At 69.2% G+C, this 26947-nt stretch carries 19 protein-coding genes and 1 tRNA gene; 11 read left to right on the top strand and 9 right to left on the bottom strand.

The genetic code is table 11. The annotated features are described in order from the left end of the window. Nucleotides 1–10 precede the first annotated feature (10 nt). The 3 genes from WME79_RS37795 to WME79_RS37785 all read left to right on the top strand — a co-directional run bounded on the left by WME79_RS37795 (nucleotide 11) and on the right by WME79_RS37785 (nucleotide 4360). Nucleotides 11–1741 (top strand): DUF1592 domain-containing protein, encoded by a 1731-nt coding sequence (locus WME79_RS37795; RefSeq protein WP_437525162.1) that lies wholly within the window; start codon nucleotides 11–13, stop codon nucleotides 1739–1741. A 19-nt stretch (nucleotides 1742–1760) separates the two neighbouring features. Then, on the top strand, nucleotides 1761–3392 hold the full coding sequence (locus WME79_RS37790) for a DUF1552 domain-containing protein (protein WP_437525160.1): 1632 nt from the start codon (nucleotides 1761–1763) through the stop codon (nucleotides 3390–3392). Between the two features lie 194 nt (nucleotides 3393–3586). Then, a complete protein-coding gene (locus tag WME79_RS37785; RefSeq protein ID WP_437525158.1) occupies nucleotides 3587–4360 on the top strand; it encodes a hypothetical protein in 774 nt (257 codons plus the stop codon). 369 nt (nucleotides 4361–4729) lie between these two features. Here WME79_RS37785 and WME79_RS37780 read toward each other — a convergent pair whose 3' ends face one another. Then, nucleotides 4730–5296, bottom strand: coding sequence for a hypothetical protein (locus tag WME79_RS37780; protein ID WP_437525156.1), 567 nt, complete (start codon nucleotides 5294–5296; stop codon nucleotides 4730–4732). A 607-nt stretch (nucleotides 5297–5903) separates the two neighbouring features. Between WME79_RS37780 and WME79_RS37775 the strand changes: the two genes are divergently transcribed. The 4 genes from WME79_RS37775 (at nucleotide 5904) to WME79_RS37760 (ending at nucleotide 13328) form a co-directional block, all read left to right on the top strand. Further along, nucleotides 5904–7967: an O-linked N-acetylglucosamine transferase family protein gene (locus WME79_RS37775; protein ID WP_437525154.1), complete on the top strand. Its 2064-nt coding sequence runs from the start codon at nucleotides 5904–5906 to the stop codon at nucleotides 7965–7967. Between the two features lie 178 nt (nucleotides 7968–8145). Continuing rightward, entirely contained in the window at nucleotides 8146–9768 is a 1623-nt protein-coding gene (locus WME79_RS37770; protein ID WP_437525152.1) for a DUF1552 domain-containing protein, read from the top strand. Between the two features lie 471 nt (nucleotides 9769–10239). Further along, on the top strand, nucleotides 10240–11718 hold the full coding sequence (locus tag WME79_RS37765; RefSeq protein ID WP_437525150.1) for a DUF1592 domain-containing protein: 1479 nt from the start codon (nucleotides 10240–10242) through the stop codon (nucleotides 11716–11718). Nucleotides 11719–11801: 83 nt separating this feature from the next. Next, nucleotides 11802–13328 carry a DUF1552 domain-containing protein gene (locus tag WME79_RS37760; RefSeq protein ID WP_437525148.1) on the top strand — a complete coding sequence of 509 codons (1527 nt, stop codon included), beginning with the start codon at nucleotides 11802–11804 and terminating at the stop codon, nucleotides 13326–13328. A 163-nt stretch (nucleotides 13329–13491) separates the two neighbouring features. Here WME79_RS37760 and WME79_RS37755 read toward each other — a convergent pair whose 3' ends face one another. Beyond that, nucleotides 13492–13740, bottom strand: coding sequence for a hypothetical protein (locus WME79_RS37755; protein ID WP_437525146.1), 249 nt, complete (start codon nucleotides 13738–13740; stop codon nucleotides 13492–13494). 823 nt (nucleotides 13741–14563) lie between these two features. On the opposite strand from WME79_RS37755, the gene WME79_RS37750 reads away from it, so the two are divergent. Further along, a complete protein-coding gene (locus WME79_RS37750) occupies nucleotides 14564–15436 on the top strand; it encodes a sulfurtransferase (RefSeq protein WP_437525144.1) in 873 nt (290 codons plus the stop codon). 6 nt (nucleotides 15437–15442) lie between these two features. Here the strand turns inward: WME79_RS37750 and WME79_RS37745 are convergent, their stop codons facing one another. From WME79_RS37745 to WME79_RS37720, 6 genes are all read right to left on the bottom strand, one after another. After that, nucleotides 15443–16561 carry an arginase family protein gene (locus WME79_RS37745; RefSeq protein WP_437525142.1) on the bottom strand — a complete coding sequence of 373 codons (1119 nt, stop codon included), beginning with the start codon at nucleotides 16559–16561 and terminating at the stop codon, nucleotides 15443–15445. Between the two features lie 22 nt (nucleotides 16562–16583). Continuing rightward, nucleotides 16584–17234, bottom strand: a complete 651-nt coding sequence (locus WME79_RS37740) for a histidine phosphatase family protein (protein WP_437525140.1) — start codon at nucleotides 17232–17234, stop codon at nucleotides 16584–16586. A 15-nt stretch (nucleotides 17235–17249) separates the two neighbouring features. Continuing rightward, a complete protein-coding gene (locus WME79_RS37735; RefSeq protein WP_437525138.1) occupies nucleotides 17250–18017 on the bottom strand; it encodes an adenosylcobinamide-GDP ribazoletransferase in 768 nt (255 codons plus the stop codon). Then, a complete protein-coding gene (cobT, locus tag WME79_RS37730; protein ID WP_437525137.1) occupies nucleotides 18014–19102 on the bottom strand; it encodes a nicotinate-nucleotide--dimethylbenzimidazole phosphoribosyltransferase in 1089 nt (362 codons plus the stop codon). The genes WME79_RS37735 and cobT overlap by 4 nt, the downstream gene beginning before the upstream one ends. Before the next feature lie 251 nt (nucleotides 19103–19353). Then, nucleotides 19354–19426: transfer RNA gene (locus WME79_RS37725), tRNA-Ala, on the bottom strand. Between the two features lie 231 nt (nucleotides 19427–19657). Beyond that, on the bottom strand, nucleotides 19658–20827 hold the full coding sequence (locus WME79_RS37720; protein ID WP_437525135.1) for an acyl-CoA dehydrogenase family protein: 1170 nt from the start codon (nucleotides 20825–20827) through the stop codon (nucleotides 19658–19660). Nucleotides 20828–21187: 360 nt separating this feature from the next. On the opposite strand from WME79_RS37720, the gene WME79_RS37715 reads away from it, so the two are divergent. Genes WME79_RS37715 through WME79_RS37705 form a run of 3 tightly spaced genes read left to right on the top strand, consistent with a single transcriptional unit; the run spans nucleotide 21188 to nucleotide 26112 of the window. Next, the gene (locus WME79_RS37715; protein ID WP_437525133.1) at nucleotides 21188–22240 is read left to right on the top strand and encodes a RimK family alpha-L-glutamate ligase; all 1053 of its coding nucleotides are present in this window, start codon (nucleotides 21188–21190) and stop codon (nucleotides 22238–22240) included. Next, nucleotides 22237–22992 (top strand): enoyl-CoA hydratase/isomerase family protein, encoded by a 756-nt coding sequence (locus tag WME79_RS37710; RefSeq protein ID WP_437525131.1) that lies wholly within the window; start codon nucleotides 22237–22239, stop codon nucleotides 22990–22992. Before WME79_RS37715 ends, WME79_RS37710 begins: the two co-directional genes overlap by 4 nt. 12 nt (nucleotides 22993–23004) lie before the next feature. Continuing rightward, nucleotides 23005–26112: an ATP-binding protein gene (locus WME79_RS37705; RefSeq protein WP_437525129.1), complete on the top strand. Its 3108-nt coding sequence runs from the start codon at nucleotides 23005–23007 to the stop codon at nucleotides 26110–26112. A gap of 26 nt (nucleotides 26113–26138) precedes the next feature. Here the strand turns inward: WME79_RS37705 and WME79_RS37700 are convergent, their stop codons facing one another. Next, on the bottom strand, nucleotides 26139–26900 hold the full coding sequence (locus tag WME79_RS37700; protein WP_437525127.1) for a Uma2 family endonuclease: 762 nt from the start codon (nucleotides 26898–26900) through the stop codon (nucleotides 26139–26141). Between the last annotated feature and the right edge of the window lie 47 nt (nucleotides 26901–26947).

Below are 26947 nucleotides of genomic sequence, written 5' to 3'. Positions count from 1 at the left end.
TAGTGAGGTCATGCGAACGTTACGGCAACTATCGTACATTGGTACGACAACATTTTTCACCTCATTGGCCTTCCTCGCTGCTTGCAGTGGCGAGATTGGGTCCGGCGATGATGGGATCACCGGCGGCGGGGAGACCACCGGCGGCAACACCTCCGGCAGCGGCAGCACCGGATCGGGGGGCACGGACGAACCCGACAACGGTCCCCCCGAGAAGTGCATCCCCGGCATCCCGGTCACGAGCCAGATCCCGCGGCTGCTGAACCGGCAGTACGACAACACGGTGCGGGACCTCCTCGGCGTCACCAGCGTCGACGGCGAGCTGCCGTCCGACAAGCTCGGCGACGACTTCGACGGCCCGATGACCTCTGACGCATGGCGCCTCTATCAAGAGGTTGCCGAGAAGATCGCCAAGGCAGTGATGGCAGGGCCGAACAAGTCCAAGTTCATCAGCTGCGACCCGTCGGCGGCCGGTTGCCTGGAGCAGACCATCAAGACCTTCGGCCGCAAGGCGTTCCGTCGCCCGCTGACCGATCTGGAGGTGGCGCGATTCCAGAAGCTGGGCCAGATTACGCCGGCAGGAACGCCCGCCGAGGTCGCCGAGGCAACGCTGATCGGCTTCCTCGTCTCGCCCTCGTTCCTCATGCTCCCCGAGCTGGCGACCGACCCGGATGGGTCGACTGAGGCCCTCAAGCTCTCCAGCTACGAAGTGGCGACGAAGCTTTCGTACCTGCTCTGGGGCTCCGCTCCGGATGACGTGCTGAGCGCGGCGGCCGACAACAACGAGCTCCAGAGCAAGGAGCAGATTCTGGCCCAGGCGCAGCGAATGATCGCTGTGCGCGAAAAGACCGGGCCGCTCGTGACAGCGTTCCACCGCAACTGGGCGCAGATGAACAACGGAAACGCCCACTGGTGGACGATGGATCACGACCTCGAGACGTATCCGTTGTACTCCGCGGCCGCCAAGCCCAGCTGGCAGGCTGAGCTCGACGCCTTCTTCGAAGACGTGGCGTTCGAGGGCGGTTCGTTCAAGGACCTCCTCCTCAGCAACGTCGCCTTCGTCAACAAGGACAACGCGGCGATCTACGGCCTCGATCCTGCGAGTTACGGCACCGAGCTGACCAGGGTGGAGCTCGACGCTACCCAGCGGCCGGGCTTCCTGACGCGCGTCGGGTTCTTGAGCTCCTACGCGGGCTACGACGCCACGAGCCCGATCCTTCGAGGCGCGTTCATCTCGGTGTACCTGCTCGGTGTCAATCCGGGTCCGCCCATCCCTGGCGCGACCATGCAGACCGTTCAGGGCGAGTTCGCGACGCAACGCGCGAAGATCGAGAAGCTGACGGAGCCTGCGAGCTGCAAGGGCTGCCACACGGTCATCAATCCGCCGGGCTTCGTGATGGAGAACTTCGACGGCATCGGAAAGTGGCAGACGACCGATCCTCTTGGTGGTGCGATCGACGCGAGCGTCACGACCAACACCATCGACTTCGGCGACGGCAACGTGAAGGAGATCACCTCTCCGCTGGCGCTCATGCAGGAAATCGCTGAGCTTCAGAAGGCCAAGCAGCTTTACGCTGAGTCGTGGGTCTCCTATGCCTTTGGGCGGGATCCGAACGGGAAAGACAAATGCGTCGTCGATCAGATCGACACCAAGCTGGCTGAGGGCGGCTACAGCATTCTCAATCTTCTGGCCGATCTCACTCAAGCGGATTCGTTCCGCGTGCGCGTCCGCGAAACGCCGTGAAAGCTGAGGAAACTTGACCATGAGCAAGCAACTGAACCGCAGAATCTTCCTTCGTGGCCTGGGCGGAGCCGCCCTGGCCGCGCCGTTCCTCAGCTCCGTGTGGGAGCGCGACGCAAAGGCCCAGAGCGCTTCGGGTGGAAAAACCTTCATCGTGATGTTCACCCATTATGGGTGCGTCACGAACAAGTGGTTCCCCACGAAGACCCAGGGGGAGCTCACGGCTGCTGACCTCGAGGCGACGAGCCTCGCGTCCCTCGCTCCGTATGCGAAGAAGCTCCTCATGCCGCGCGGCATCCGCTCGATGAACGAGTGGACCGCCAACCTGAAGCGTGGACAGGGGAACGACTCCCACACGCAGATCGTGGGGTCGTTCTTCACCTGCCAGCCGGTCACGCCGAACAGCAACGACCCGTTCAGCTTCAACCAGGCGACGAAGTTCAACGCGAAGCCTGTCGGTCCTTCGCTGGATCACGTCATGGCCCAGCAGCTCAGCCCGAATGGCACTCCCCTGCTCATCGCCACGGCTGGCCAGAATGACAACGCTCAGTCGGCGATCTCCTACTCCGCCGCCGAGACCATCCACAAGGGCCTCAACGCGTCGCAGGCCTTCAGCAGCCTCACGGGCCTCTTCCAGGCGGGGCAGCCGATGTCCCCGGACACCTACGCGGCGCTTCGCGGCAAGAGCATCCTCGACCTCGTGAAGGATGATCTGCAAACGCTCGAGCGGTTCGACATGAGCCAGGCCGACAAGCGCAAGCTCGCAGCCTGGAAGGAGCTCCTCAACCAGACGGGGACCGTGGTGGCTTCCGCGCAGTGCAGCGAGGAGCTCGGTGTGACGCTCGGCGCGACGTCCGCGAACGCCCAGAAGGCGTCTTCGGGCGGCCTGGGCGTCGACGTCCTCACGAACAAGGTCTCCGGCGACCTGGATGGAGCGGACATCAGCTCGGCGATCGCGGCGCTCGCTGCCGCCTGCAATGCCAACCCCGTCATTTTCCTGAAGTACCCGGGAAATTACGGTTTCAAGGGGCTCGGCATCACCATGGAGTCGCACTCCCTCTCGCACCGCCTCGACAATGCAGGCATGCAGGGCAGCTGCCTGCCCAACGCGCTCGAGTGGCTCGTCAAGGTGGACACCTACTACGCGCAGAAGTTCGCGAAGCTCGTCGGAATGCTCGACAGCATCCCCCAGGGGAACGGGCAGACGGTCCTCGACACCAGCGTCGCTATCTGGTTCAACGAGATGTCGGACGGCAACGCGCACAACCTCAACAACGCTCCGATCATTCAGGCCGGCAGCGGCGGCGGTTACTTCAAGACCGGTCAGATCATCAACGTCGACCCCGCGTCGACCCCGACGGTCGGCAACAGCATGTCGCAGTGCGCCAACGGTACCGGCCAGGTCGACGGTACGAGGCAAGGCACCGGGACCGATCCGAAGGTTGGCAACGCGCCGATCAACAAGTACTTCTGCAACATCATGAACGCGCTGGGCGTGAAGGCTGGTGCGGATGGCTTCCCTGCGAAGAGTGGCTCGGGGGAAGTGACCCACTTCGGCTATTCCGACAAGACGGAAGAGTTCATCGGTGGCAAGGGCGCAGTCGCCGGCGCCAAGATCAGCAATCCGGGCGGGTTCACGGAGCTCAAGGCCTGAGCGCTCTCGGAGCGAGGTCCTGAGCACCCGACGAGTTCGGGTCCAAAGACCCCTTCTTACCGAAGGGGTCTTTGCGTTTGTGCGCCGCCGATGACCGCGGGCGCCGCTAAACTGCCGTTCTTGTGATGCGCCTCACTTCGCGACTTTGTGCTGCCCGGCGATGGCGGACAGCGATACGCTGGACATCTCTTCTCATGTTCATGCTGGCGAAGCGTTTCCTCATCCCTGCTGCTGTGCTCCTCCCGCTGGCCTGCTCGAGCGAGGCGATCGACGGCGGCGGGGTGGGCGGGGACACTGGCGACGACGCGCTCATCGTCCCCGAAGACCTCACCATCATGGCGCTCCCCGGCGGGAACGGCGTGCTCAACGTGATCGCGCTGACTCTCCGCAAAGGACCGACCAACACCGAGCTCTACGCCGCCTTGAGGAACGACGGGGATACCCCGGCCTGCAGCGCTGCCCTCTCCATCGAGCTCTACAACAAGGCTCAGCAGTCCGTGGCATCCGGGATCAACGGATTGCTGACTCAGCATTTCTATCGAGTCACGGATGGCTCGGACGCGGTCGCTGCGTGCGTGGGTCCAGGTGACGTGACCATGACGGCGGTGACGGATCTACCCTCGGATATCGTGATCGAAGATGTGGGATACGTCGTCTACCGGTGCCCTTACTTTGCTCTCGACGTTGTTCCCACCGATGGCCTCACCGTCAGCGAACTGAAGGCCGTGACCGGTGGCGCCGGCACGGTGTACACGGGCACGCTCTTCAACGGACTCGACGTGGCGGTGAGCGATCCATCCGCCACGGTCTTCTCGGTCAATCGCGTCGGGCGTCCGCTCGGCGTAGCGATCGCCATCGGCACAGTCCAGATTCCACCGGGTGGCAGCTGGGCCTTCGAGACGAACACCGTGGACACGCCCGGAGCTGATCAAGCCGCATATCCGGCAGGCGCGATGTCAAAGCAGTAGACCATCCCATACGTCGCGCGGCTATCCCCTGACACCAAGGCGTCTCGGCAAACAGGTGGCGTTTGCGCGCGTGCGACCCAGGGCGCACGTGCGCGGAGACGCGTCACGCGCGCACATACGTCGGGTTGAACGATACCGGACGGGGCGCTGCAAAACGGCACGGGAGGGCAGCGAGGCCCGGTCCGGCGCGGGGATGCGCTTTGCTGTCTGATAAGGGGAGTTTGTTGAAACAGCGGGACCTGCGGGCGCGGTCAGCTACGGTAGCCTACCCGGCCTACGCGGGTGAAGGAAGCTGCCGTCGAAGGTGGCTTCGTTCACCCTGCGCCTGTCGGGCGCCGCAAGCCGTCGGCGGCTACTCGCCAAGCCCTGCTACTCCTGGGCGCCGTCGGCGATCCATTGCGTGAGCGCTTGGATGTAGTCGGGGGGTATGCACGCGGCATCCCCATCGCTGACGCATTCAAGGGGCATTCGCGGAGTTCCGCCGCACGGACCCTTCAGGATCTTGATGAGCCCGCTCTCTTCCGGGTTATCGGTATTGAGGAGATCGCCACAATGCTTGGTTACGTGGGAGCTCACCCGCGTGTGGAGCTCTCCGTCGACCCTCAAGTTCAGGGGGTTCATCTCGTCGTTATGGCAACCCGCCCCCCAACAAGCGTTTTGTACAACGTACGTGAACGTCTCGAATGTCGGTTCCCGCCCGCTGCCACTGCCGGTCGAGCCGCCGTCGCCACCGGTGCTCGCGCTGGTCGAGCCAGCCCCGCCCGCACCGCCGGACCCGACCGCGCTCGATGTAGACACACTGGCGCTCGTGCTTCCGGCATCCGTGCCGCCGGCGCCTCCAGCGCCGGTATCGTCAGGGCTGTCGGAGCAGCCTGCAAGCGGTGACAGGACGGCGACGATTGCTGCCGCGATGAAGCTTGAGAGTCGAAGTTTCATGGTTCCCGACGAGGATGGTGAGAGAGAAGGTTGAGCTCTCGTTCCCGTTGGATCAAAGCAAAAGGCTTCGAGCTTCGGATTGCAGAGGCGACGTGCGATCTCTGACCACATCGCCCATAGGCAAGAGCTGTGCGAGGCGAGGAACGTCCTCTTGTGCGGGTAGGATGAGCAAACGCGATCCGAAAATCAAGCGGTTCGTGGAGGCCATCCCCGCGTACAGCTGTGCTGTACAGGTCGATTGACACTCGGGCCTTGTGCGCTCCAGCCGGTCTCACGTGCCCAAGAGCGCCTCTCAAAACCACCCGTCGCCAGGCAGCCGAGGTCGGGCACATCGCGTCGTTGCTCCTCGTTGCACGGTCTCAGCAGGGCTCCTCGCCCCGTCTGGCGCTACACCCGCGCTCGGCTGCTTGGCTCGGTCCGGCACGGTCAGCGTCGGGAGGGGCTGCGAATTCAAGAACGATCCGAAAGTCAAGCCCCTCGTACGGACCGTCCCATCGTACAGTCACGCTGAACGCGTCGGTTGGCACAGGAACCGGCTTGCGCTCAGCGCCCGGGCGCAGCCATCCTGCTCAGCGACAATCCGCACTCCTCCTACAAGGAACTCCCCGTGACCGCCGCTTCGCTCTTCGAATTGGCAGTGCAGTTTCATCGGGCCGGGCAGGTCGATCGAGCAGAGCTCCTCTATCGCGGCGTGCTCGAGCAAGCGCCCGGGCATGGCGACGCGCTGCTCCTTCTCAGCGTGATCGCCGTCCAATCCGGTCGGCTCGCGGAGGCCGCCGCGCTTCTCGAGCGAGCCGTCCGCGTCGCCCCGAACAACGCCCTCTACCTGTCGCATCTCGGCGACGTGTATCGCTGCCTCGGCCGGAGACCGCAGGCGGTCGCCGTGCTGCTCATGGCCGTCGCTCGGAAGCCAGACTTCGCCGAAGCGGTGTTCAACCTTGCTCTCACGTTCGAGGAGCAGGGGGACCTGGATGCGGCGGCGGCGTGCTACGAGCGCGCTCGCGAGCTCGAACCTGGGTTATCGCAGGCTGGCGATCGCCTCGCGAGCCTGAGGGACAAGCGGGGCGCATCTGCCGCCGGGGTCGGTCCGGCGCCGACGCGCAGCCCCGAATCGAGCTTGAGCGCATCCGATGGACTGGCGGCCCTCGGCGAGACGCTGCGCCTCGGCGGCCGCTCGGACGACGCCGCGGCTTGGTACCGCGTGGCGCTGAAGCTCAATCCGCGGATGGCCAATGCGTACACTGCGCTCGGCGCGATTCACGCGGAATCCGGCCGTTTCGACGAAGCGATCGACGATCTGCGTCGAGCGCTCGAGATCGACCGAAACGTCCATGTCGCTCGGGACTATCTTGCCACCGCGCTCGGCGAGTCGGGGCTCCTCGACGAGTCCCAGGCCATGCACCGCGAAGCGGTCGCCCTGTGTCCCGACGACCCCGCTGCGCACAGCGCTCTTCTCTTCAACATGCCGTTTTGGCCGAACGTCACCGAGAGCGACATTCTCGCCGAGGCGCGCGCGTGGAATGCCCGGCATGCCCGCCCCCTCACCGCGCAGGCTCTCCCACACAAAACTGATCGCTCGCCCGACCGGCGGCTCCGCATCGGTTACGTGTCACCCGACTTCCGAACCCACGTCCAGTCTCTCTTCACGATCCCACTGTTCCAGAACCATGACCACCGGCAGTTCGAGATCTTTTGCTACTCGAGCACGGACAAGCCGGATACCCTGACGGATCGCATTCGCGGCTATGCCGATGTTTTTCGCGAGGTCGCGGCGCTGGACGACGCTGCCCTGTCGGACGTCATTCGACGGGATCAGATCGACATCCTGGTCGATCTCACCATGCATATGACTGACCGTCGCGTTCTGGTCTTCGCCCGCCGGCCCGCTCCCCTTCAGGTGTGCTGGCTGGCGTACCCCGGGACGACGGGCCTCGAATCGATGGACTATCGCCTGTCCGACCCGTTCCTCGATCCCCCGGACGCAAACACGGACGTCTACACGGAGGAAACCCTTCGGCTCCCCGACTCCTTCTGGTGCTACGACCCGCTCACCGACGTGCCCGACGTGAGCGCCCTCCCCGCGCTCGCCGAGGGGAGAGTCACCTTCGGCTGCCTGAACCACTTCAGGAAGGTGAATGAAGGGGTGCTTCGTGTCTGGACGAAGGTGCTGGCCGCGGTGCCCAGGTCGCGGCTCACGCTCATGGCGCCTCGGGGAAGGGCGCGGGACCGGGTGCGCTCGATCTTCGAGGAAGGGGGCGTCCAGCTCGATCGGATCGAGTTCGTCGATCGGTGCGGGCGGCTCGACTATCTGCGAAGGTACCGCGAGATCGACATCTGCCTCGATACGTTCCCTTCCAACGGCCACACGACGAGCCTCGACGCGCTGTGGATGGGCGTACCGGTGGTGACCCTCGCAGGTGAAACCGTGGTCGGCCGCGCCGGCGGCTGCCAGGCGATGAACCTGGGTCTGCCGGAGCTCATCGCGACGACGCTGGAAAAGTACGTTCAGGTCGCGAGCTCGCTCGCCGAGGACCTCGAGCACCTGGGGGAGCTTCGCCGAACGCTGCGCGATCGCATGAAGCAATCGCCGCTCATGGACGGCCCGCGCTTCGCCCGCAATCTCGAGTCGATTTACCGCGACGTCTGGCGCCGCTTCTGCGCTCAGGCCTGAGGCGAAGGCCGCTCGCCAAACGCGACCGGCCGGGCGAATTACAAATACGTTCCCGGGCCCGCGGGGATTGTAGGGGTGATGGAGAGGTGGCACGCGCGGGCATCCGGAGGGCGTTCCGGGTGGCAGCCGGGCGGTGGCCTTCTATTGAGGCAGGAAAAGTACGATCATGGTAAAGCGCGTGAACCGAAGAATTTTCCTCCGGGGGCTGGGCGGAGCCTGCGTCGCGGCGCCGTTCCTCGGCTCGATCTTCGACCGCACCGTGATGGCGCAGCCGGTCACGCCACCGAAGCGGCTGATCGTGATGTACACACACTATGGCTGCATCACGACGCGGTGGTTCCCGAAGAAGTCGCATGGCCCGCTCACCGCCGCGGACCTCCAGTCGACGACGCTCAAGCACCTGGCGCCTCACGTCGACAAACTCCTCATGCCCCGAGGCATCCGCGCGATGAACGAGTGGACGGTGAGGATGGATCGGGGGCAGGGGAACGATCGCCACTTGCAGGTGAACGGGTCGTACTTCACTTGCCACCCGGTCACTCCCAACAGCAACGACCCGTTCAGCTTCGACTCCGCGACGAAGTTCAACGCCAAACCGACCGGTCCCTCGCTGGACCACGTCATCGCACGACAGCTCAGCCCGCAAGGCACTCCGTTGCTCTTGAACACCGCTGGTCAGAATGACAGCCCTTTCTCGGCGATCTCCTACTCCGCCGCCGAGACCTCCTTCAAGGGCCTCAACGCGTCGCAGGCCTTCAGCAGCCTCACGGGCCTCTTCGAGGCGGGGAAGCCGACGTCTCCGGACACCTACGCGGCGATGCGCGGCAAGAGCGTCCTCGACATCGTGAAGGATGATCTGCAGAGGCTCGAGCGGGTCGACATGAGCCGCGCCGACAAGCAGAAGCTCGCAGCCTGGAAGGAGCTCCTCAACGCGACAGGAAACGTGGTGGCTTCTTCGCAGTGCGACACGTCCCTCGCCATGGCGCTCGGCGCGACGCAGGAGAACGTCGACCTGGCGAACACGACCCCGAGCGTCGACGACCGGCTGACGCGGCGAATCTCGGATGGTCTGGACGGAGCGGACCTCCATTCGAACCTCGCCGTGCTCGCGGCGGCGTGCAACGCGAACCCCGTCATCTTCCTGAAGTACCCCGGGACCTTCCTGTTCAAGGGGCTCGGCCTGAGCTACGAGAGCGCCAGTATCTCGGGTCGCCTGGACAGCGCGAACATCACGGGGACCTGCGTCCCGGGGGTGCTCGACATGCTCCTCAAGATCGACGACTACTATGCGAGGAAGTTCGCCCACCTCGTCGGGCAGCTGAACAGTATCGACGAGGGCGACGGGACGCTCCTCGACAACTGCGCGGCCGTCTGGTTCCAGGACGCGTCGGACGGCTGCGCCCGCAACCTCAACAACCTGCCGATCATCCAGGCCGGGAGCGCCGGTGGCTATTTCAAGACCGGCTGGGCCGTGAACGTCGACGACGGCTCGCCCGATCTCACGACCGGCAACAGCGAGATCACGTGTGCCCCTGGCACGTCGGACCAGGTCGACGGGGTCTCCCAGGAAACGGGGACCGATCCGTCGCTCGCCAACGCGCCGATCAACAAGTACTTCTGCAACTTGATGAACGCCCTCGGCGTCAAGGCAGGCACGGATGGCTTCCCGGCACGGGGCGGTTCGGAGCCGGTGACCCACTTCGGTATGTACGACCGGACGGAAGACTACATCGGTGGCGGGACAAATCCTCCCACCATCCACGATCCAGGCGAGTTCGCCGCGCTCAGGGCGAACGCCTGAGCGGTCTCGTTCCCGAGCCTTTCGCGCCCTCGAGTGATGAATGCGCCGCGTGGGCCCGGTGCTCCGGCGCTTCGCGCTCGTGACACGTTCTCGTAAAGCCATACGCGAAGATTCCCACGCACGGGCGGCTTCTACAGAGCTTGCGGGCGCCAGTTCCCGAGTCGGGGGCTCGCCGGTTGGGCCCGCGTTGGAATCATGCGCAAGGGGATCAGCTCGGCGCAGGTCGGGGATAGGCACATTATGCGAACGCTGCGGCAACTAGCGTACATCGGTACGACAACATTTTTGGCGTCATTAACTTTTCTCGCTGGTTGCACTGGCGAGATAGCGAACGGTGACTCGGGGGGCTCCTCCAGTGGCGGGGAGACCTCTGGCAGCGCCGGTACGGGGGGGGGACCAGAGGAGCCGGACCCCGGCGACCCGGAGGTCTGCACCCCTGGCATCTGGGCGACGTCCCAGGTCCCGCGGCTCTTGAACCGCGAGTACGACGCGGTGGTGAGGGATCTGCTCGGCGTGACAAATCTGCCGAACGCCCCCACGGGCAACCCGTCCTCGCTCCTCGTGGCCGACTTCGAGGGCAGCATGACGGATATCGCCTGGAACTCCTACCTCGTCGCTGCCGAGAGCATCGCCGCCGAGGTGATGGCCGGGGCGAACAAGTCCAAGTTCATTGCCTGCGATCCGGCCGCGGCCGGGTGCCTCGAGTCGACGATCCGCGCTTTCGGCCGCAAGGCTTTCCGCCGCCCTCTGACGGACGAAGAGGTGCAGCGCTACCTGCGGTTCAACGCGCTGGAGCCCAAGGGCACGCCCGCAGAGGTCGCCGAGGCCATCCTCTTCGCCATGCTCGCTTCGCCCTCGTTCATCACGGTCCCCGAGCTGACGGACGACGCGGAGAGCGGCGCCATCAAGCTCTCCAGCCACGAAGTGGCGACGAGGCTCGCGTTCCTGCTCTGGAGCTCCATTCCGGATGACGCCTTGAACACCGCCGCAGACGCGGGTCAGCTCACCACCAAGGAGCAGATCCTCGCGCAGGCGGAGCGGATGGTTCAGGACCGCGCCAAGACGGCGCCGATCGTGGCCCTGTTCCATCGTGCTTATGCGGACATCCGTCAGGGGTCGCACTGGGGACAGGTCGAGCATGACACGACCCGGTTCCCCGACTACTCCCCGGACATCGTTGCTCCGATGTTGGCCGAGATCGACGCCTTCTTCGAGGAGGTGGCGTTCGAGGGGGGGTCGTTCAAGGACATCTTCCTGAGCAACGTCGCTTACGTCAACCAGGACACCGCTCCGATCTACGGGCTCAACGCCGCGGACTACGGCGCGGAGCTGACGCGGGTGGAGCTCGACCCGACCGAGCGGCCGGGGTTCTTGACCCGCGTTGGGTTCCTGAGCTCCTACTCGTCCTTCGGCGCCACGAGCCCGATCCTCCGGGGCGCGTTCGTCGCCAACAGGCTGCTCGGGCTCACCCTGAAGCCGACGCCCGGCGCGGACCAGACGCCGCGGCCTCCGGGCCCGTTCTCCACGGAGCGTGAGGCCATCGAGGCGCTGACCTCCCCTACGGGGTGCGTCGAATGCCACAGCAAGTTCGTCAACCCGCCGGGCTTCGTGCTCGAGAGGTTCGACTCCGTCGGCAAGGTGCAGACGAAGGATCCGCTCGGTGGCGACATCAACGCGACGGGCGACGTCTACTTCAGCGAAGCCAACACCAAGACGATCACGACACCCCTCGATATGATGACCGAGCTCGGTGCTGGTGAGATCGCCAAGCGTCACTATGCCGAGCAGTGGGTCTCCTGGGCCCGCCGGAGGGTGCCGAACACGAACGACGCCTGCACCGTCAACGAGCTCAGCGACAAGCTGTCCAACGACGGCTATACCATCATCAATCTGCTCACGGATCTTACCCAGGCCGATTCGTTCCGCCTGCGCACCATCGTCGGGAACTGAGAAGGAATACGACCATGATGAAGAACCTTAACCGAAGAGTATTCCTCCGAGGCCTGGGTGGAGCCGTCGTCGCTGCGCCTTTCTTGGGCTCTGTCGCTGAGCGTGACGCCGAGGCGCAGTCGGCCGGCGGCGGCGCTCCGAAGCGGCTGATCGTGCTCTTCACGCACTATGGCTGCCTGACGAACCGGTGGTTCCCGAAGAAGTCCCATGGCGAGTTGACCGCCGCCGATTACGAGGCGACGACGCTCAAGCACCTCGCTCCCTTTGCAAAGAAGCTCCTGATGCCGCGTGGCATCCGGGCGATGAACGAGTGGAGCTTCGGGAAGACCCACGGCCAGAACAACGACCCCCACGGTCAGGTCATGGGGTCGTATTTCACCTGCTACCCGGTGACGCCCGAGAGCGACAAGTTCAACGCGAAGTCGACCGGGCGTTCGCTCGATCACATCGCCGCGGAGCAGGTCAACCCCAACGGCGCCGCTCCCCTCGTGATGCAGATCGGCGGGGTGCGGCAGGACTCGTTCTCCAATTTCTCGTACGACAAGCCCAAGCAGATCTTCCCTGGCATCGGGTCTCCGACGACGATCTACAACAACCTCACGGGCCTCTTCGGTCAGGGCCCCGTGTCGCAGGATACGTACAAGGTGGCCCGCGGCAAGAGCGTGATCGACGTCGTGCGGGAGGACCTCGACAGCCTCGCGAGGGTCAGGATGAGCCAGGCGGACAAGCAGCGGCTCTCGGACTGGAAGGACCTCCTCCACCAGACCACGAACACGGTCAGGGCCCAGTGCAGCGCCGCCCAGGCAGAGGCGCTCGGTTTGACAGCCCAGTCCGTGCAGGCGGCCTCGCAAGGTGGTGGCCTCAGCGTCGACCTGTCGAAGTCGACGAACGTCATGATGGACCTCGCGGTGCTTTCGGCCATCTGTGACCAGAACCGCGTCATCTTCATGAAGTTCCCCGGGGGCGTCACGTTCAAGTGGGACGGCATCAATCATTCGAAGGACTCCCATGGCATCTCCCACCGCGTCGGCGACGCCAACATGGGTGGTGATTGCGTTCCTGGTGTCATCGAGATGATTCAGCAGATCGACGACTGGTACGCGAAGAAGTTCGCCTACCTCGTCGGTCGGCTCGACAGCATCGAAGAGGGCGACGGGAAGCTCCTCGACAACACCGCGACCGTCTGGTTCCAGGAAGACTCCGACGGCAATAGCCACAACCTCAACAACCTGCCGATCCTCCAGGCAGGGAGCTGCGGCGGCTACTTCAAGGTGGGTCAGGCCGTGAACGTCGAAGGTGGCAAGGCTGACCTGGCCGTCGGTAGCAGCGAGGCTGCTTGCGGGCCGGGCCAGACGAAGCTCGACTTCGCCGCGATCGATGGCACGGGGACTCCGCCGGATATCGCCACGCAGCCGATCAACAAGTACTTCTGCAACCTGCTGAACGCCATCGGGGTGAAGGCCGGCGCGGACGGCTTCCCGGCGATCGGCGGCTCGGCAGAGGTGACCCACTTCGGCAAGCACGACGACACCAAGCTCTTCGTCAGCGAGAACAATCCAGTGTCCATCAAGGACCCTGGTGAGTTCAAGACGCTTCGCGCGAACGGCTGATCGTCGCTCGTGCCGGGTCTGCCGGCTTGAGCGAAATGTAAAGAAAGGCCCCTCCCCTCAGGAGGGGCCTTTTGCTTGGTGCGCCTGGCACGGGACGACCTCGTGTCATCAGCACAACGCCGCGGAGCTCCGGGGCGGAGCCCGCGTCGTTGTCATCGGCCGCTCACTCCTCCGGCGCGCCGCTGGCGACCCACTGCTCGATCGCGTCGATGTATTCCGGGAGCAAGCAAGTGTATTCCGGGCCGGGATCGCTGACGCATCCATTGGGCATGCGGGCGATATTCCCGCAGGGGCCCTTGAGGATCTTGACGAGGGCGCTCTGCTCCGGATTGCCGGGGGTGACGAGCGGAATGTCTCCGCACGCCTCGGAGATGTGCGTCGTCAGGGTCGTGTAAAGGGTGTTGTCGTCCACCAGCGTCGGTCTCGCCTCGCCGTTGTGGCAGCTCGCCGTGGAGCAGCCAGCTTGTGCGACGACCGCCCGGACCGTTTCGAAGGTTGGGTCGACCGCTGAGCCGCTACCACCGGTCCCAGCCGAGCTCGAGCTCGAGGACGTGGCCCCTCCGCCGCCATCCCCGCCCGAGCCCTGGCCGCCGGACCCGGATGCGCTTGAGGTAGACCCTCCACTGGTCGTGCCGGCTTCCGAGCTGCCGGTGCTTCCATCATCGGAGCAGCCTGAAAGAGGTGACAGGAGGGAGACGATCGCTGCGGCGGCGAAGTTTGAGAGTCGAAGTTTCATGGATCGTGATTAAAGTGGTTGGAGAGAAAAGTATAGCTCTCTTGCCGGTTCGGACCAAGGGAAAGGCTTCGATCCGCCGGATGTTCAAGGCGAGGCGTCATCGATGAATGGATCTTGTGAAGCCGAACTTTTGTGAGCACGTCGCCCGTGGCCCTGGCGGCTCGTTCGGTGAAGCGCTGAGCGAGGCCAGGGGGTGTCCTCCGGGGTGGGCAGGTGCTGCGGGGTGGGTAGGACGAGCCAATGCGTTTGAAAATCAAGCGGTTTGTGGCGGCTATCCTCGCAACCAGGGGTGCTGTACGCGCCGATTGACATTCATGCCTGATGCCCTCAAGCCCGATCTCGACTGTCAAAAGTGCTTGCAAATGGCGTCGCTCTGGGGCGCTCCGTCGAGCGCTGGAGTCGCGCGCGGCCGCACTGCGCCGTCGGGCACAGCCGAGCACGTTGAGCATGGCGACGACGCGATGTGGCCCGGCGCGAGCACGGTGGGTACCCTTCGCCCATGCCCGATCCGCTCCTCGCGCCCCCCGGTCCGCTCGTCGATGTCGCATGGCTCGCAGAACACGCGGGCGATCCCCGCGTCCGCGTCGTCGATTGCCGCTGGTACCTCGGCGGTCGCCGCGGCGCCGACGAGTACGCCCGCGGGCACATCCCGGGCGCCGTTCACCTCGACGTCGATGCCGATCTCTCCAGCCCGGCGCACGGCGGACCAGGCCGCCACCCGCTGCCCGACGCAGCGGCGTTCGCGCGCGTCCTTGCCCGCATCGGGGTCATCCCAGGGTCGGTGGTCGTCGGCTACGACGACGCCGGGGGCGCCATCGCAGCCCGTCTCTGGTGGCTGCTGCGCTACTTCGGTCATCCAGGCGGGCGCGTGCTCGACGGGGGACTCCAGGCGTGGACCTCCGCGGGACACCCCCTCTCGACCGAGGCACCCTCGATCGCGCAAGCGCCCACCATGGATCTCGCCGCCGGCGGCGCCCCGGTCGCGGACAAGGCCGCTGTCGACAGGCTGCGCCGCGACGCCGCGGCGGTGATCCTCGATGCGCGCGCCCGCGAGCGCTACGAGGGGCAGACGGAGCCCGTCGACGCCCGCCCGGGCCACATCCCCGGCGCCCGGTCCGCGCCGTTCGTCGAGAACCTCAGCGCCCCCGGGGGCGCCTTCCGCGAGCGCGCCGAGCTCGAGCGGCGCTACCGCGACCTCGGCGCGCTCGATGCCGCCACGGTGGTCTGCTACTGCGGCTCCGGCGTCACCGCCTGCCACGACCTGCTCGCCCTGACGGCGCTCGGCCGCGAGGACGCGATCCTCTACGAGGGGTCCTGGAGCGATTGGGCTCGCGACGCCGCCCTGCCCGCAGCCACAGGCCCCGAGCCCTGAGCGGCGTCAGGTGAGGGGGCGGCCGACCGTGGCCTCGATCGTCTCGCGCAGGTAGCGCACCGCCAGCGCGACCGTGCGCGCCGCGCTCTCCGGCGTCGGCTGGAGCGCCGGCGCGACCTCCATGACGTCGCCGCCGATCAGGCCGACCTCGCGCCCGAGCCGGCGGATGAGCGCCACGACGAACTCGGGCGACAGGCCGTCCGGCTCCGGCGTCCCCGTGGCGTCGGCGTACGCGGCGTCCGTGCCGTCGATGTCGTTCGAGAAATACACGCCCTCGACGCCGGTGCTCTTCACGTGGGCCACGATGGCGTCGAGCGCCGCCGCCGGATCGGCGCGGCACTCGGCCGCCCAGAACTGCCGCACGCCGTAGCGGCTCTCCCAGTGCTCGCGCGGCTTCTGCGACGCGCGGACCCCCACCTGCGTCAGCCGGCCGCCCCGCCCGACCAGCTCGTTCGCGTGGTACGACCACGTGGCGAAGCAGTAGGCGATCCCGAGCCGCTCCTCGAGGAGATCGGTGTGCGCGTCCGGCTGGACGATGCCCCACGGCCGCTTCCGCGCGCGGGCGAGCGCGCGCGCGACCGGCAAGGCCGTGGAGTGGTCGCCGCCGAGCACGATGGGGGCGACGCCCGGGTTGAGCGAGAAGACGAGATCGAGCGCGCGCTCCGCGATGGAGAGCGGCGAGACCGGCAGCCGCGACGCCACAGGCTCGGGCACGCCAGGGTAGAGCGCGCGGCGCGACGCGGCCTTCTGCGCCTCCGAGAGCATGTCGTCGTGCAGGAGCTGCGGCACGACGAACACGTCGCCGATGTCGACGAGCCCGATCTCGCGCGCCCGCTCGGGGAAGTCGGGGAAGGCGTCGAGGAGCGCGGTCCGGATGGCCTGCGGGCCCATGTTGGAGCCGCGGAGGAACCCCGCGCCGACGTCGGAGGGCACGCCGAGCAAGACGGCGCGCGCGCCGGCGATGCGGTCGAACGACGCGCGGAACCGCGCGAGGACCTCCTCCTCGGTGGCGGCGCCGTAGAGCCGCCGCTGGACCTCGAGCTGCTGCGCGCGGCCGGTCGAGACGAGGTAGAGACCTCCGGCCGCCGGGCGCAGCAGGAGCGCGAGCTCTTCTTGCGGGGTCATGCCCGACGAGGGTACGCGCCCCTCAGGGGGCCGCCAGCGAAAGGGCGGACGCAGGCAGAGGGAAGCGCTCGGCCGTGAGGTGAGGGACCGGCGCGCTCATCGCCGCGGGCCAGCTGGCGCCGCACGCGACGACCCGGAGCGCGCGCAGCACCCCCGCGTGCGCGACCAGGAGGTGCGGGCGCGCGCGGGACGCGACGCCCGCGTCGGACGCGACGTCCACGCCGTCCACGCCGCGCGGCGCGCGCGGGGGGCCGATCTCGCGCCAGAACGACCGCACCCTGGACTCGACCTCGAGCGCCGACTCGCCCCCGGGCGGCCCGACGCGCTCCCAGCCGTCGAGCCACGCGGCGTACGCGGCCGGGTCGTCGCGCTCGATGTCCGAGAAGGCGCGCCCCTCCCAGGCGCCATAGGAGATCTCGAGGAGGCGATCGTCGACCGCGCGCGGCACCCCGAGGCGCGCCGCGAGCTCGGCGGCCGGGAGCGCGCAGCGGGAGAGCGGCGACGACCAGACCACGCCGGGGTGGACGCAGAGCTCGTGGAGCGCGCGCTCGATCGCGGCCGCTGCAGCCTGCGGGGGGAGCTCCGCGGCGACGTCGAGGCGGCCGTAGCAGACGCCGGAGAGCGCGACGGGGGCGTGGCGGAAGGCGACGAGGCCGTGGGCGAGGGGATCCATGCGCGCGCCCGCGGCTCAGCCGCCCCGCATGAGCGCGAGGGCCAGCAGCGCGGCGCACTCGGCGATCTGCTGCGCCGCGCCCAGGAAGTCGCCCGTGAGCCCGCCGGCGCGGGCGCGGAAGCGAAGGCCGCAGATCGCCGCGGCGGCGGCGGCCGCGACGAGCATGCCCGCCGCCTCGGCCGCCGTGAGGACCCCGGCGGCGTGCGCCGCGGCGAACAGGAGCGCTGGCCAGAGCGAGCCGAGCAGCGCCTGCGGGAGCGATGCCTGCGCCACCGGGCGGCTGCGCGAGCCGCTCTGGGTCACGTAAGGCAGCGTGACCATCAGCCAGATCGGCGGGGTGCGCGAGAGGCACTGCGTCAGCACGAGGGCGACGGGCGCCGCGGCGTCGAGCCGCGCGAGCAGGGCGACGCGCAGCACGAGGACCACGATCAGCGCCGCCGCGCCGAACGCGCCGATGCGGCTGTCCTTGAGGATCTCGAAGATCCGCGCGCGATCGAGCGCGCCGCCGAGCGCGTCGGCCGTGTCCGCGAGGCCGTCCTCGTGGAACGCCCCGGTCAGCAGCAGCCCGAGGGCCACGGTGACGCTCGCCGCGACGAGCGCGCCGCCCCGGTCGACGAGCAGCCACACCGCGGCCTGGGCGGCGCCGAGCGCGGCGCCCACGAACGGGAACCAGGCCGAGGCCCAGCGCCAGTCCGCCTCGGCGTAGGGGAAGCCGCCGACCGGAACACGCGTGAGGAACGTCGCTGCTGCCCGGGCGCCGCGCAGCACCGGCGGCATCGTCATGGAGCCCCGGGCCGCGCGCGATCGGGCACGCTCGCGCTCGCGAACGTCGCCATGCCGGCGTGGAGGGCGCAGGCCGCGTCGAGGAGGGGCAGCGCGGCCAGCGCCGCGCTCGCCTCGCCGAGCCGCATCCCGAGGTCCAGCAAGGGGCGCGCGTCGAGCGCCGCGAGGACGTGGGCGTGGCCGCGCTCGGCCGAGCGGTGGGCGAAGAGCATGCCTGAGCGCGCCCCGGCGCACATCCGGACGAGCGCGAGCGCTGCGGTCGAGACGATGAAGCCGTCGACGAGCACCGCCATCCGCCGCTCGATCGCCCGCGCCATGGCGCCCACCAGCGCGGCGATCTCCTTGCCGCCGACCGCCTGCACGACGCGGTGCGGATCGGTGCGCTGGACGCCCGAGGCCCCCTGCGCGCGTTGCGTCGCGTCGCGCACGACCTCGATCTTGCGCGACAGCGCGTCGCCGGAGACGCCGGTCCCCGCCCCCACGACGTCCTCCGGCGTGAGCCGGAGGAGCAGCGCCGTCATGGCCGCCGCCGCCGTCGTGTTGCCGATGCCCATGTCGCCGAGCAGGACGACGCGCGTGTCGTCCGCGAGCGCGTCGATCTCCGCGGCGCCCGCGCGGAGCGCGCGCTCGTAGACAGCCTCCGAGAGCGCGTCCTCGATCCGCAGGTCGCCGATGGGATCGTCGGCGACCGGATCGCGCCGCAGCCGCGCGCCATCGCCGCCGTCGACGCGCTCGTACGGGTGGGCGACCCCGACGTCCACGACCCGCAGCTCGACACCGAGGTTCCGGCAGAGGACGCTGGCGGCGGCGCCGCCGCGCACGAAGTTCGCCACCATCGCCGCCGTGACCTCTGGCGGGTACGCCGACACGCCGTGCCGGGCGACGGGGTGATCGGCGGCGAAGAGCACCGCCGCCGCAGGCCGGCTCGCGGGTGGCCCGCCCTGGATGCCGGCGAGCGCCACGGCGAGATCCTCGAGCACGCCGAGGCTGCCGCGCGGCTTGGTCAGCGTGTCTTGCCGCGCGCGCGCCGCGCCCACCGCGCTCGCGTCGAGCTCTGGGAAGACCCAGTGAGGCGAGAGAGCCATGTCCGGGTTCTCTACTCTCCCGCGAGAGGGTCGGGAAGCGCGCTGACCGTCCTGTTCAAGCCGCCGGTCGGCCACCCTCGACGTCCCTCTGCACGCCGAGGGGGAGGACGCGCATCGAGGTCAGCCTCCGTAGACTCGAGCCGTTCGCGACGGCTGCTACAACAGGCTTTGGGTGGGTGCGCCGGCAGGCGGGCGCGGCGTGCGGGACTCCTTACGGGAATCTTACAGGAGGAGTCCTTCGGTCCTATCGGTGGAGCTGAGGGGGATCGAACCCCTGACCTCATGACTGCCAGTCATGCGCTCTCCCAGCTGAGCTACAGCCCCGGTCGTTGGGAGCGGCATATCTACAGCCTCTCGCGCCGCTTGTCTCTATTTTTTTTCGACCGGCGCGTTTTTGTGTCCGAGGGCGTCGGTTCGCGGCTGTTTGCGCGCGTTTGCTCCCGTTTGCGCGTGTTTGCGGGCGTTTACTTCCGTTTGCGCCCGTTGCCTGGTGGGTGTTCCCGGCGGCGAGCTCCGCGCGGCCTGGCGGCGATGTGGCCGCCGGGCCGCGGGCCCTCAGAAGTTCATCAGCTTTGCCAGGTAGTACTTCATCGTCTCGGTCGTCCCGCCGCCGATGCGGAGGAGCCGCTGATCGCGCCAGGCGCGCGCGATCGGGAAGTCCTCGATGTAGCCCCAGCCGCCGTGGAACTGCAGGCAGGTGTCCACGACGTCGTTCGCCACGTCGCCGGCCAGGATCTTCGCCATCGAGATGAGCTTCACCGTGTCGAAGCTGATCGGCACCTTCCGCACGTACCGCTCGTCGTTGTAGTGGTCGACGCACTTGTAGGCGAACGCGCGCGCCGCCTCGCAGCGCGTGTACAGGTCCACGAGCTTGTGCTGCCACGACTCGCGCTTGATGATCGGCTTGCCGAACGCCACCCGCTCGCGACCGTACTCGACCGTGCCGTCGAGCGTCATGAACGAGCTCGCGATCGCGCTCACCGCAGCGACCAGCCGCTCGGTCTGGAAGTTCTGCATCAGGTACGCGAAGCCCTGATCGGGCTCGCCGAGCAGGTAGCGCCCCGGCACCCGCACGTCCTCCAGGAAGAGCTCCGCGGTGTCCGAGGACTTGTTGCCGATCTTCTTCAGCTTCTTCGCCACGTTGAAGCCGCGGAGCGCCGTCGGCACGAGGAAGAACGAGCAGCCGTGGGCGCCCTTGTCCGGCGACGTCTTGGCGAGCAGCGTCACGAAATCGGCGCGCGTCCCGTTCGTGATGAAGGTCTTCTGCCCGTTCAGCACGTAATCATCGCCATCCTTGCGCGCGATCGTCCGGATCCCGGCCACGTCGCTGCCGGCCGCCGGCTCGGAGACGCCGAGCGCGGCGATCTTGTCGCCCGCGAGCGCCGGCTTGAGGAACTCCTCGATCTGCTCCTTCGTGCCGATGTCGCTGATCACCGGGGTCGCCATGTCGCTCTGCACGAGCAGCCCCATCGAGACGCCCGCCATCGTGCAGCGCACGAGCTCCTCGGCCTTGGCCGCCGAGAACCAGTAGTCGAGCCCGGCGCCGCCGTGCTCCTCCGGGAAGTGCGCGCCCAGGATCCCGAGCTCGCCGGCGCGCTTGAACACCCAGTTTGGAAAGCACTCCGACGCCTCCCACTCCTCCACATGAGGAGCGAGCTCCTTCTCTGCGAAGGCCCGCACCGTCTTCCTGAACTGCTGATGTTCTTCCGTGAACGGCTGCCACATCGCGAACCCCTCCTCGCCGGCACGACCGAGATGATTCGTACACGAAACATTTTCCAGCGCAAGCGCTGCACCTTCGCGCTTCTGCCGCGCCTGGTCCGCCGCACGGGCCGCGCTCCCACGGGGCGGGGGACGCGCGGAGACGCGCGGCGCCGAACGGGCCGCGTGGAGCCCCATGGAAAACGAGGGCCGATGGCGCGGCGCGCGACCGTGCGGGCCGCGCGGCGCGAGCGGTGCGAGCGGTGCGAGCGGTGCGAGCGGTGCGAGCGGTGCGAGCGGTAAAAGAACCGCCGAAGAGCGAAAAATGAATCGGCACGCGCATCCATCCACGCAGTCTGCCGGCTCTGCTAGCCTCCGGGCCACATGCGACTCCTCGTCCTGTCCCGCAACGCGTCCCTGTATTCGACGAGCCGGATCGTGCTCGCGGGGCGCGCGCGTGGTCACGACGTCAGCGTCATCGATCCGCTCGATTTCCAGATCGTCGTGTCGCGCGGTCGCCCGTCGTTGCTCGTCGGTGGTTCGGCGGTGCCCCGCTTCGACATCGTGATCCCGCGCATCGGCGCCAGCATCACGAACTACGGCCTCGCCGTCGTCCGTCAGTTCGATCTCATGGGCGTCCCCGTCCTGAACGGCGCCGTCTCGATCGCGAGGAGCCGCGACAAGCTGCGCGCGCTCCAGCTGCTCACGCGCCGCAAGCTCAACGTGCCGATCACCGTGTGCGCCCGGAGCCCGGCCGGCGTCGAGGCGGCGCTCTCGCTCGTCGGCGGCTGCCCCGCGATCGTGAAGCTCCAGCAGGGGACCCAGGGCATCGGCACGATGCTCGCCGAGACGCCCCACGCCGTGCACGCGCTGCTCGAGACGTTCTGGGCCATGGGCCAGGACATCGTGCTCCAGGAGTACGTGCGCGAGTCGAAGGGGCGCGACATCCGGGTCATCGTCGTCGGCGGCCGCGTGGTCGCCTCGATGCGCCGTGTCGCCAAGCCGGGCGAGTTCCGTTCGAACCTCCACCGCGGCGGCAAGGGCGATCGGGTGAAGCTGCCGCGCACCTACCGCAGCGTCGCGATCCGCGCCGCGAAGGCGATGGGCCTCGAGGTCGCCGGCGTCGACATGCTCGAGGCGCGCTCCGGGCCCAAGATCCTCGAGATCAACAGCTCGCCCGGCCTGGAGGGGATCGAGCGCGCGAGCGGCGTCGACGTCGCGGGCGCGATCATCAGCTACGCCGAGCGGTACGCGGCGGAGCAGCGCGGCCTCAGCCGCCGCACGCTCGAGGCGCGGATCGCCGAGGTGATCCACGACGAGCGCATGCCGGCGCCGCGGCGGCTCAACCGCGCGGCGGCGGAGAACGGGGCGGGCGCGAGCCGCAGGAAGACCGCGGCGCTCACCGGCGGGAGGGGCGCGCGGAGGGTCCTCTCGTGACCCTGCGGGTCGAGGCGGCCGGCGATGCGGTCGTCTTGACCATCGATCGTCCCGAGCGCAGGAACGCCATCGACAGCGACTTCGCGAGCCGGCTCGGCGAGGCGATCCGCCGCGCCGGCGCCGACCCGCGCGTGCGCGGCGTCGTGCTCACCGCGACGAGCAGCGACGTCTTCGTGGCGGGCGGCGACATCCGCGAGCTCCACGCGCTCGCCGCCGGCGGCGCGGACGGGAGCGAGGTCCTCCGGCTGTTCGAGGGCCTGGCGGCCTTCGAGGAGAGCGAGGTGCCGATCGTCGCCGCGGTGCAGGGCGACGCGCTGGGCGGCGGCTGCGAGCTCTTGCTGCTCTGCGATTTCGTCATCGTCGAGGCGCACGCCGCGCTCTCGTTCCGCCACGTCAGGATGGGCCTGTCCCCGGCCTGGGGCGGGCTGACGCGGCTCTGCGAGCGTGTGGGGCCGCTCGCGGCGGCGCGGCTGCTCCTGACGGCGGAGAAGATCGACGCCGCCGAGGCGCTCCGCATCGGCCTCGTGAGCGAGGTCGTCCCCACCGGCGCCGCGCGGAGCCGGGCGATTGCGCAGGTCGGCCGCATCGCCGAGGGCCCGCGCGCGTCGGTCGCGGCCATGAAGCGGTCCCTGCGCCAGGTGCGCGAGGCGCTGCGCGCATCCGCCGCCGAGGTCGAGCGGCGGGCGTTCGCCGAGCAGTGGAACGGCCCGGAGCACCGGCGTGCGATGGACACGTTCCTGAGCAAGAAGTGACGGTGGCGCGGCGTGGAGGGCGCGGAGCGGCAGGACCCTGAGGGCGCCGAGCCCTCGCTGGCCGGCGCTGAGGCCGCGCCGGCGAGCGCCGAGGCCGCGCCGGCGAGCGCCGAGGCCGCGCCTGCAAGCGCTGAGGCCGCGCCTGCAAGCGCTGAGGCCGCGCCTGCGAGCGCCGAGGCCGCGCCGGCGAGCGCGCTGCTTCCACCCGTGCCGCCGACGATCGAGCACTTCATCGGCCGCCGCCCGCACCTGCGCGCGCTCCAGCGCGCCGCCGAGGCCCTCGAGCTGGAGCGGCCCGTCGCCGTGTTCGTCCACGGCCCCGCGGGCATGGGCAAGAGCGCGCTCATCCACCACTTCTTGATGGGGCTCCGCCGCGACAGGGGGCCGGTCGTCCTGCGGGGGCGCTGCACCCTCGCGGGGGCCGAGTCCTACAAGGCGTTCGGGGGCATGATGGAGGCGCTGAGCCGCTTCCTCCGGCGGATCTCGGACGACGAGGTGGAGCGCCTCCTGCCGCGCGACGTCCGCGCGCTCGCCCGGGTGTTCCCGGTGCTCTCGCGCGTGCCGGCCGTCGCGTCGGCGCCGCGCGCGAACGAGTCGCCCGACGCGCAGGAGCTGCGGCAGCGCAGCTTCGCCGCGCTCCGTCAGCTGCTCTGGCGGATCGCCGAGCGCAGCCCGCTCGTCGTGGCGATCGAGGACCTGCAGTGGAGCGACATCGACAGCGTGGCGCTGCTGCTCGAGCTCACGCGGCCGCCCGACGCGCCCGCGATGATGTTCCTCGGCAGCTTCCGGGACGAGGACGTCGCCACGAGCGCGCCGCTCCGCGCGCTGCTCGATGGGATGGGGATCGAGCGCCGGGCCGCCGCCGAGGCCGAGACCGCCGGCGCGCGGGGGCGGATCGAGTCGGTGCGCCGGGACGGCGAGCTGCGCGAGATCGCGGTCGGCCCGCTCTCGCCGCTCGAGGCCGAGGAGCTCTCGCTCGCGCTCCTCTTCGCGCGCGACGACGTCACCCGCGCGCGGGCGGACGCCATCGCCCGCGCCTCGCGGGGCAACCCGCGGCTGCTCGGCGAGCTCGCCCGCGACGCGCAGGAGCTCTTGGGCGAGGACTGCGCCCGGGGCGACGCCGCATGGGGCAGGGCGCTCGACGCGCGGCTCCGGCGCCTGCCGGAGCAGGCGCTCCGGCTGCTGGAGGTGATCGCGGTCGCCGGGGAGCCGATCGACGCCGCGGTCGTGGCGCGCGCGGCGAAGCTCCGCGACGACGAGCTCGCCCCGGCGATGACGCTGCTGCTCATGGAGGACCTGATCTCCGCGCGGCGCGCCGGCGAGGGCGAGGTCGTCGAGGCGTCGCACGACAGGGTGCGCGCGGCCGTGGTCGGCCGGCTCGGCCCGGAGCAGCTCGCGGCGCGGCACCGGAGGCTAGGGCGGGCGCTCGAGGCGCTGGGGACGGCGGACGCGGAGGCGCTCTCGCGGCACTGGCTCGGCGCGGGGGACGCGGCGCGGGCGGGGCGGCTCGCCGAGCGCGCGGCCGAGGAGGCGGCCGAGGCGCTCGCGTTCGAGCGCGCGGCGCGGCTCTACGAGCTCGCGCTCGGCCTGCGCTCGCGCGAGGCGGATGTCCCCGAGGCGGAGCGGCGCGCGCTCGGCGTGCGGTGCGCCGACGCCATGGTCAACGCGGGCAAGAGCGCCGAGGCGGCGAGGATCTACGCGGGGGCGGCGGAGGGGGCGGACGGCGCGCTCTCGCTCGAGCTCCGCCGGCGGGCCGCGGAGCAGTACCTTCGGAGCGGGCACATCGACGAGGGGATCGAGCTCGTCCGCGCCGTCCTCCGGGCGGTCGGCCTGTCGTTCCCGGAGACGCCGCGGCGCGCGCTGGTGGCGCTGCTCCTGCACCGGGCGGAGCTGCGCTTGCGGGGCCTCCGGTTCCGCGAGCGGTCCGAGGCGGAGGTGCGACCGGAGGACCTCGCGCGCATCGACGCCTGCTGGACGGTGACGGTGGGGCTGTCCGGCGTCGACATGGTCCGCTCCGCCGAGTTCTCGGCGCGCGCCCTGCTGCTCGCGCTGCGGGCCGGCGAGCCGTACCGCATCGGCCGCGCGCTCGCGTTCGAGGCCTCGTCCGCGTGCATGATGGGGGCGCCGGGCCGGGCGCGCGCGGAGGAGCTCGTCGCCGCGGTGCGGGCGCTCTCGGAGCGGCTCGACAGCCCGCACCTCCTCGGCCTGTCGATGATGGTGTCAGGCATGCTCGAGGCGTTCACGGCCGGGCGCTGGAGGGCGGCGTCCGCGTGGTACGAGGTGGCCGACGAGCTCCTGCGCGACCGCTGCGCCGGCGTGTCCTGGGAGCTCGCGACGACGCAGCTGATGGCGTCGTGGGCGCGGTACTACCGCGGGCAGATCGACGCGCTCGCGCGGACGACGCCGGCGGTGCTCCGCGCCGCCGAGCAGCGGGGGGATCTCTACGCCGTGGCGATCTTCAGCGTGCAGGCGACGTGGGTGGCGCTCGCGTCGGACGACGTGGCGGGCGCGCGCGGCGCGATCGCGGGGGCGCTGTCGAGGTGGACGACGTCGGGGTTCCACCTCGAGCATTTCGTCGGGTTGCTCGGCGAGACCTACGTCGACCGGTACGCCGGCCGCGCCGGCGCCGCGATGAAGCGCCTCACGGACGCCTGGCCGAGGATCGAGGGCTCGATGCTGCTGATGATGCAGAACAGCCGGGTGATGGCCCACGTCGAGCGCGCGTGCACGGCGCTCGCCGTGGCCGAGGCGGCGCCCGAGCCGGAGCCGCTGATCCAGGCGGCGCTCCGGGACGCCGCGGCGCTCGCCCGGGAGAAGACGGCGTGGTCGGACCCGTTCGTGCCGCTGATCCGCGCGGGCGCGGCCGAGCTACGCGGCGACAGGGAGGTGGCGATCGTGCAGCTGGAGGCGGCGGCGGCCGGGTTCGACGCGGCGGACATGCCGCTCTATGCGGCGGCGGCGCGGCGCCAGGCGGGCGAGCTGCTCGGCGGGGAGAAGGGGCTGCAGCGGCTCCTCGTGGCGGACGCGGTGATGGCGCGGGAGCGGATCAAGAGCCCGGCGCGGTGGGCGGCGATGCTGGCGCCGGGCTTCGGGCGGGGCGAGCGGGTCGGCTGGGGCTGACCCGTCCGGCGGCGGTCGGGGAGCCGCTAACCCGAGCCGCCGCCGGGCAGCGGGCCGAACTGCTTCTCGTAGGCCGCGAGCCGGGCGGCGAGCTGCTTCGCCTCGTCGCTGGCGGCGCGAGCCTGCTCTTCGGCGGCGCGCGCCTGCGCTTCGGCGGCGCGAGCCTGCTCTTCGCCGGTCTGCAGCACGCGCCCATGGGCATCGATCCAGCGCAGCCAGTCGATCGCGAGGCCGCGGTACGTGCCGTGGCGCACCCCGAGGCGCAGGCCGAGGCACGCGCTCACGACCTCGCCGCTCGCCTCGGGCGGCATCGGTAGGTAGGACCGCGTGGCTCGATCGAGCACATAAGCCTCGAGCACACCCGAGAACGGATCGAACAGGTAGTACTCCGGCACGTGCAGGAGCTTCGCGTAGATCCGCATCTTGTCGCCGCGATCGACGGCCTGGGTGCTCTCGGAGAGCAGCTCGATCACCACGTCGGGCGTCCTCCCATCCTCCTGCCAGACGACCCAGGACTTGCGCTCGCGCCTGTTGGTGTCGAGCACCACGAACACGTCGGGGCCTCGGAAGTCGTTCTTCTTCGCCTGCAGCTCGCTGAAATAGATGGCCATGTTGCCGGCGACGTAGACGTCGTCGCGGTCGCGCCAGGACAGCTTCAGCACCTCGATGAGCAGGTCCATCTGCGCGCGGTGGCGCTCGGATTCCATCGGCTCTCCATCGTCGTACGGGAGCTCGTCCTCGCCGGGCGGGGGAATCGGGATGAAAGAGTTCTCGCTCTGGAAGGGCATATGGCGCTCCAGGCGCAGCGTACCCCATGCCGCGCGCGGGCGCAGCC

Origin of the sequence: Sorangium sp. So ce726, assembly GCF_051521405.1 — a bacterium.
Lineage (GTDB): Bacteria > Myxococcota_A > Polyangia > Polyangiales > Polyangiaceae > Sorangium.
This window is presented reverse-complemented; position numbering and strand designations above follow the sequence as displayed.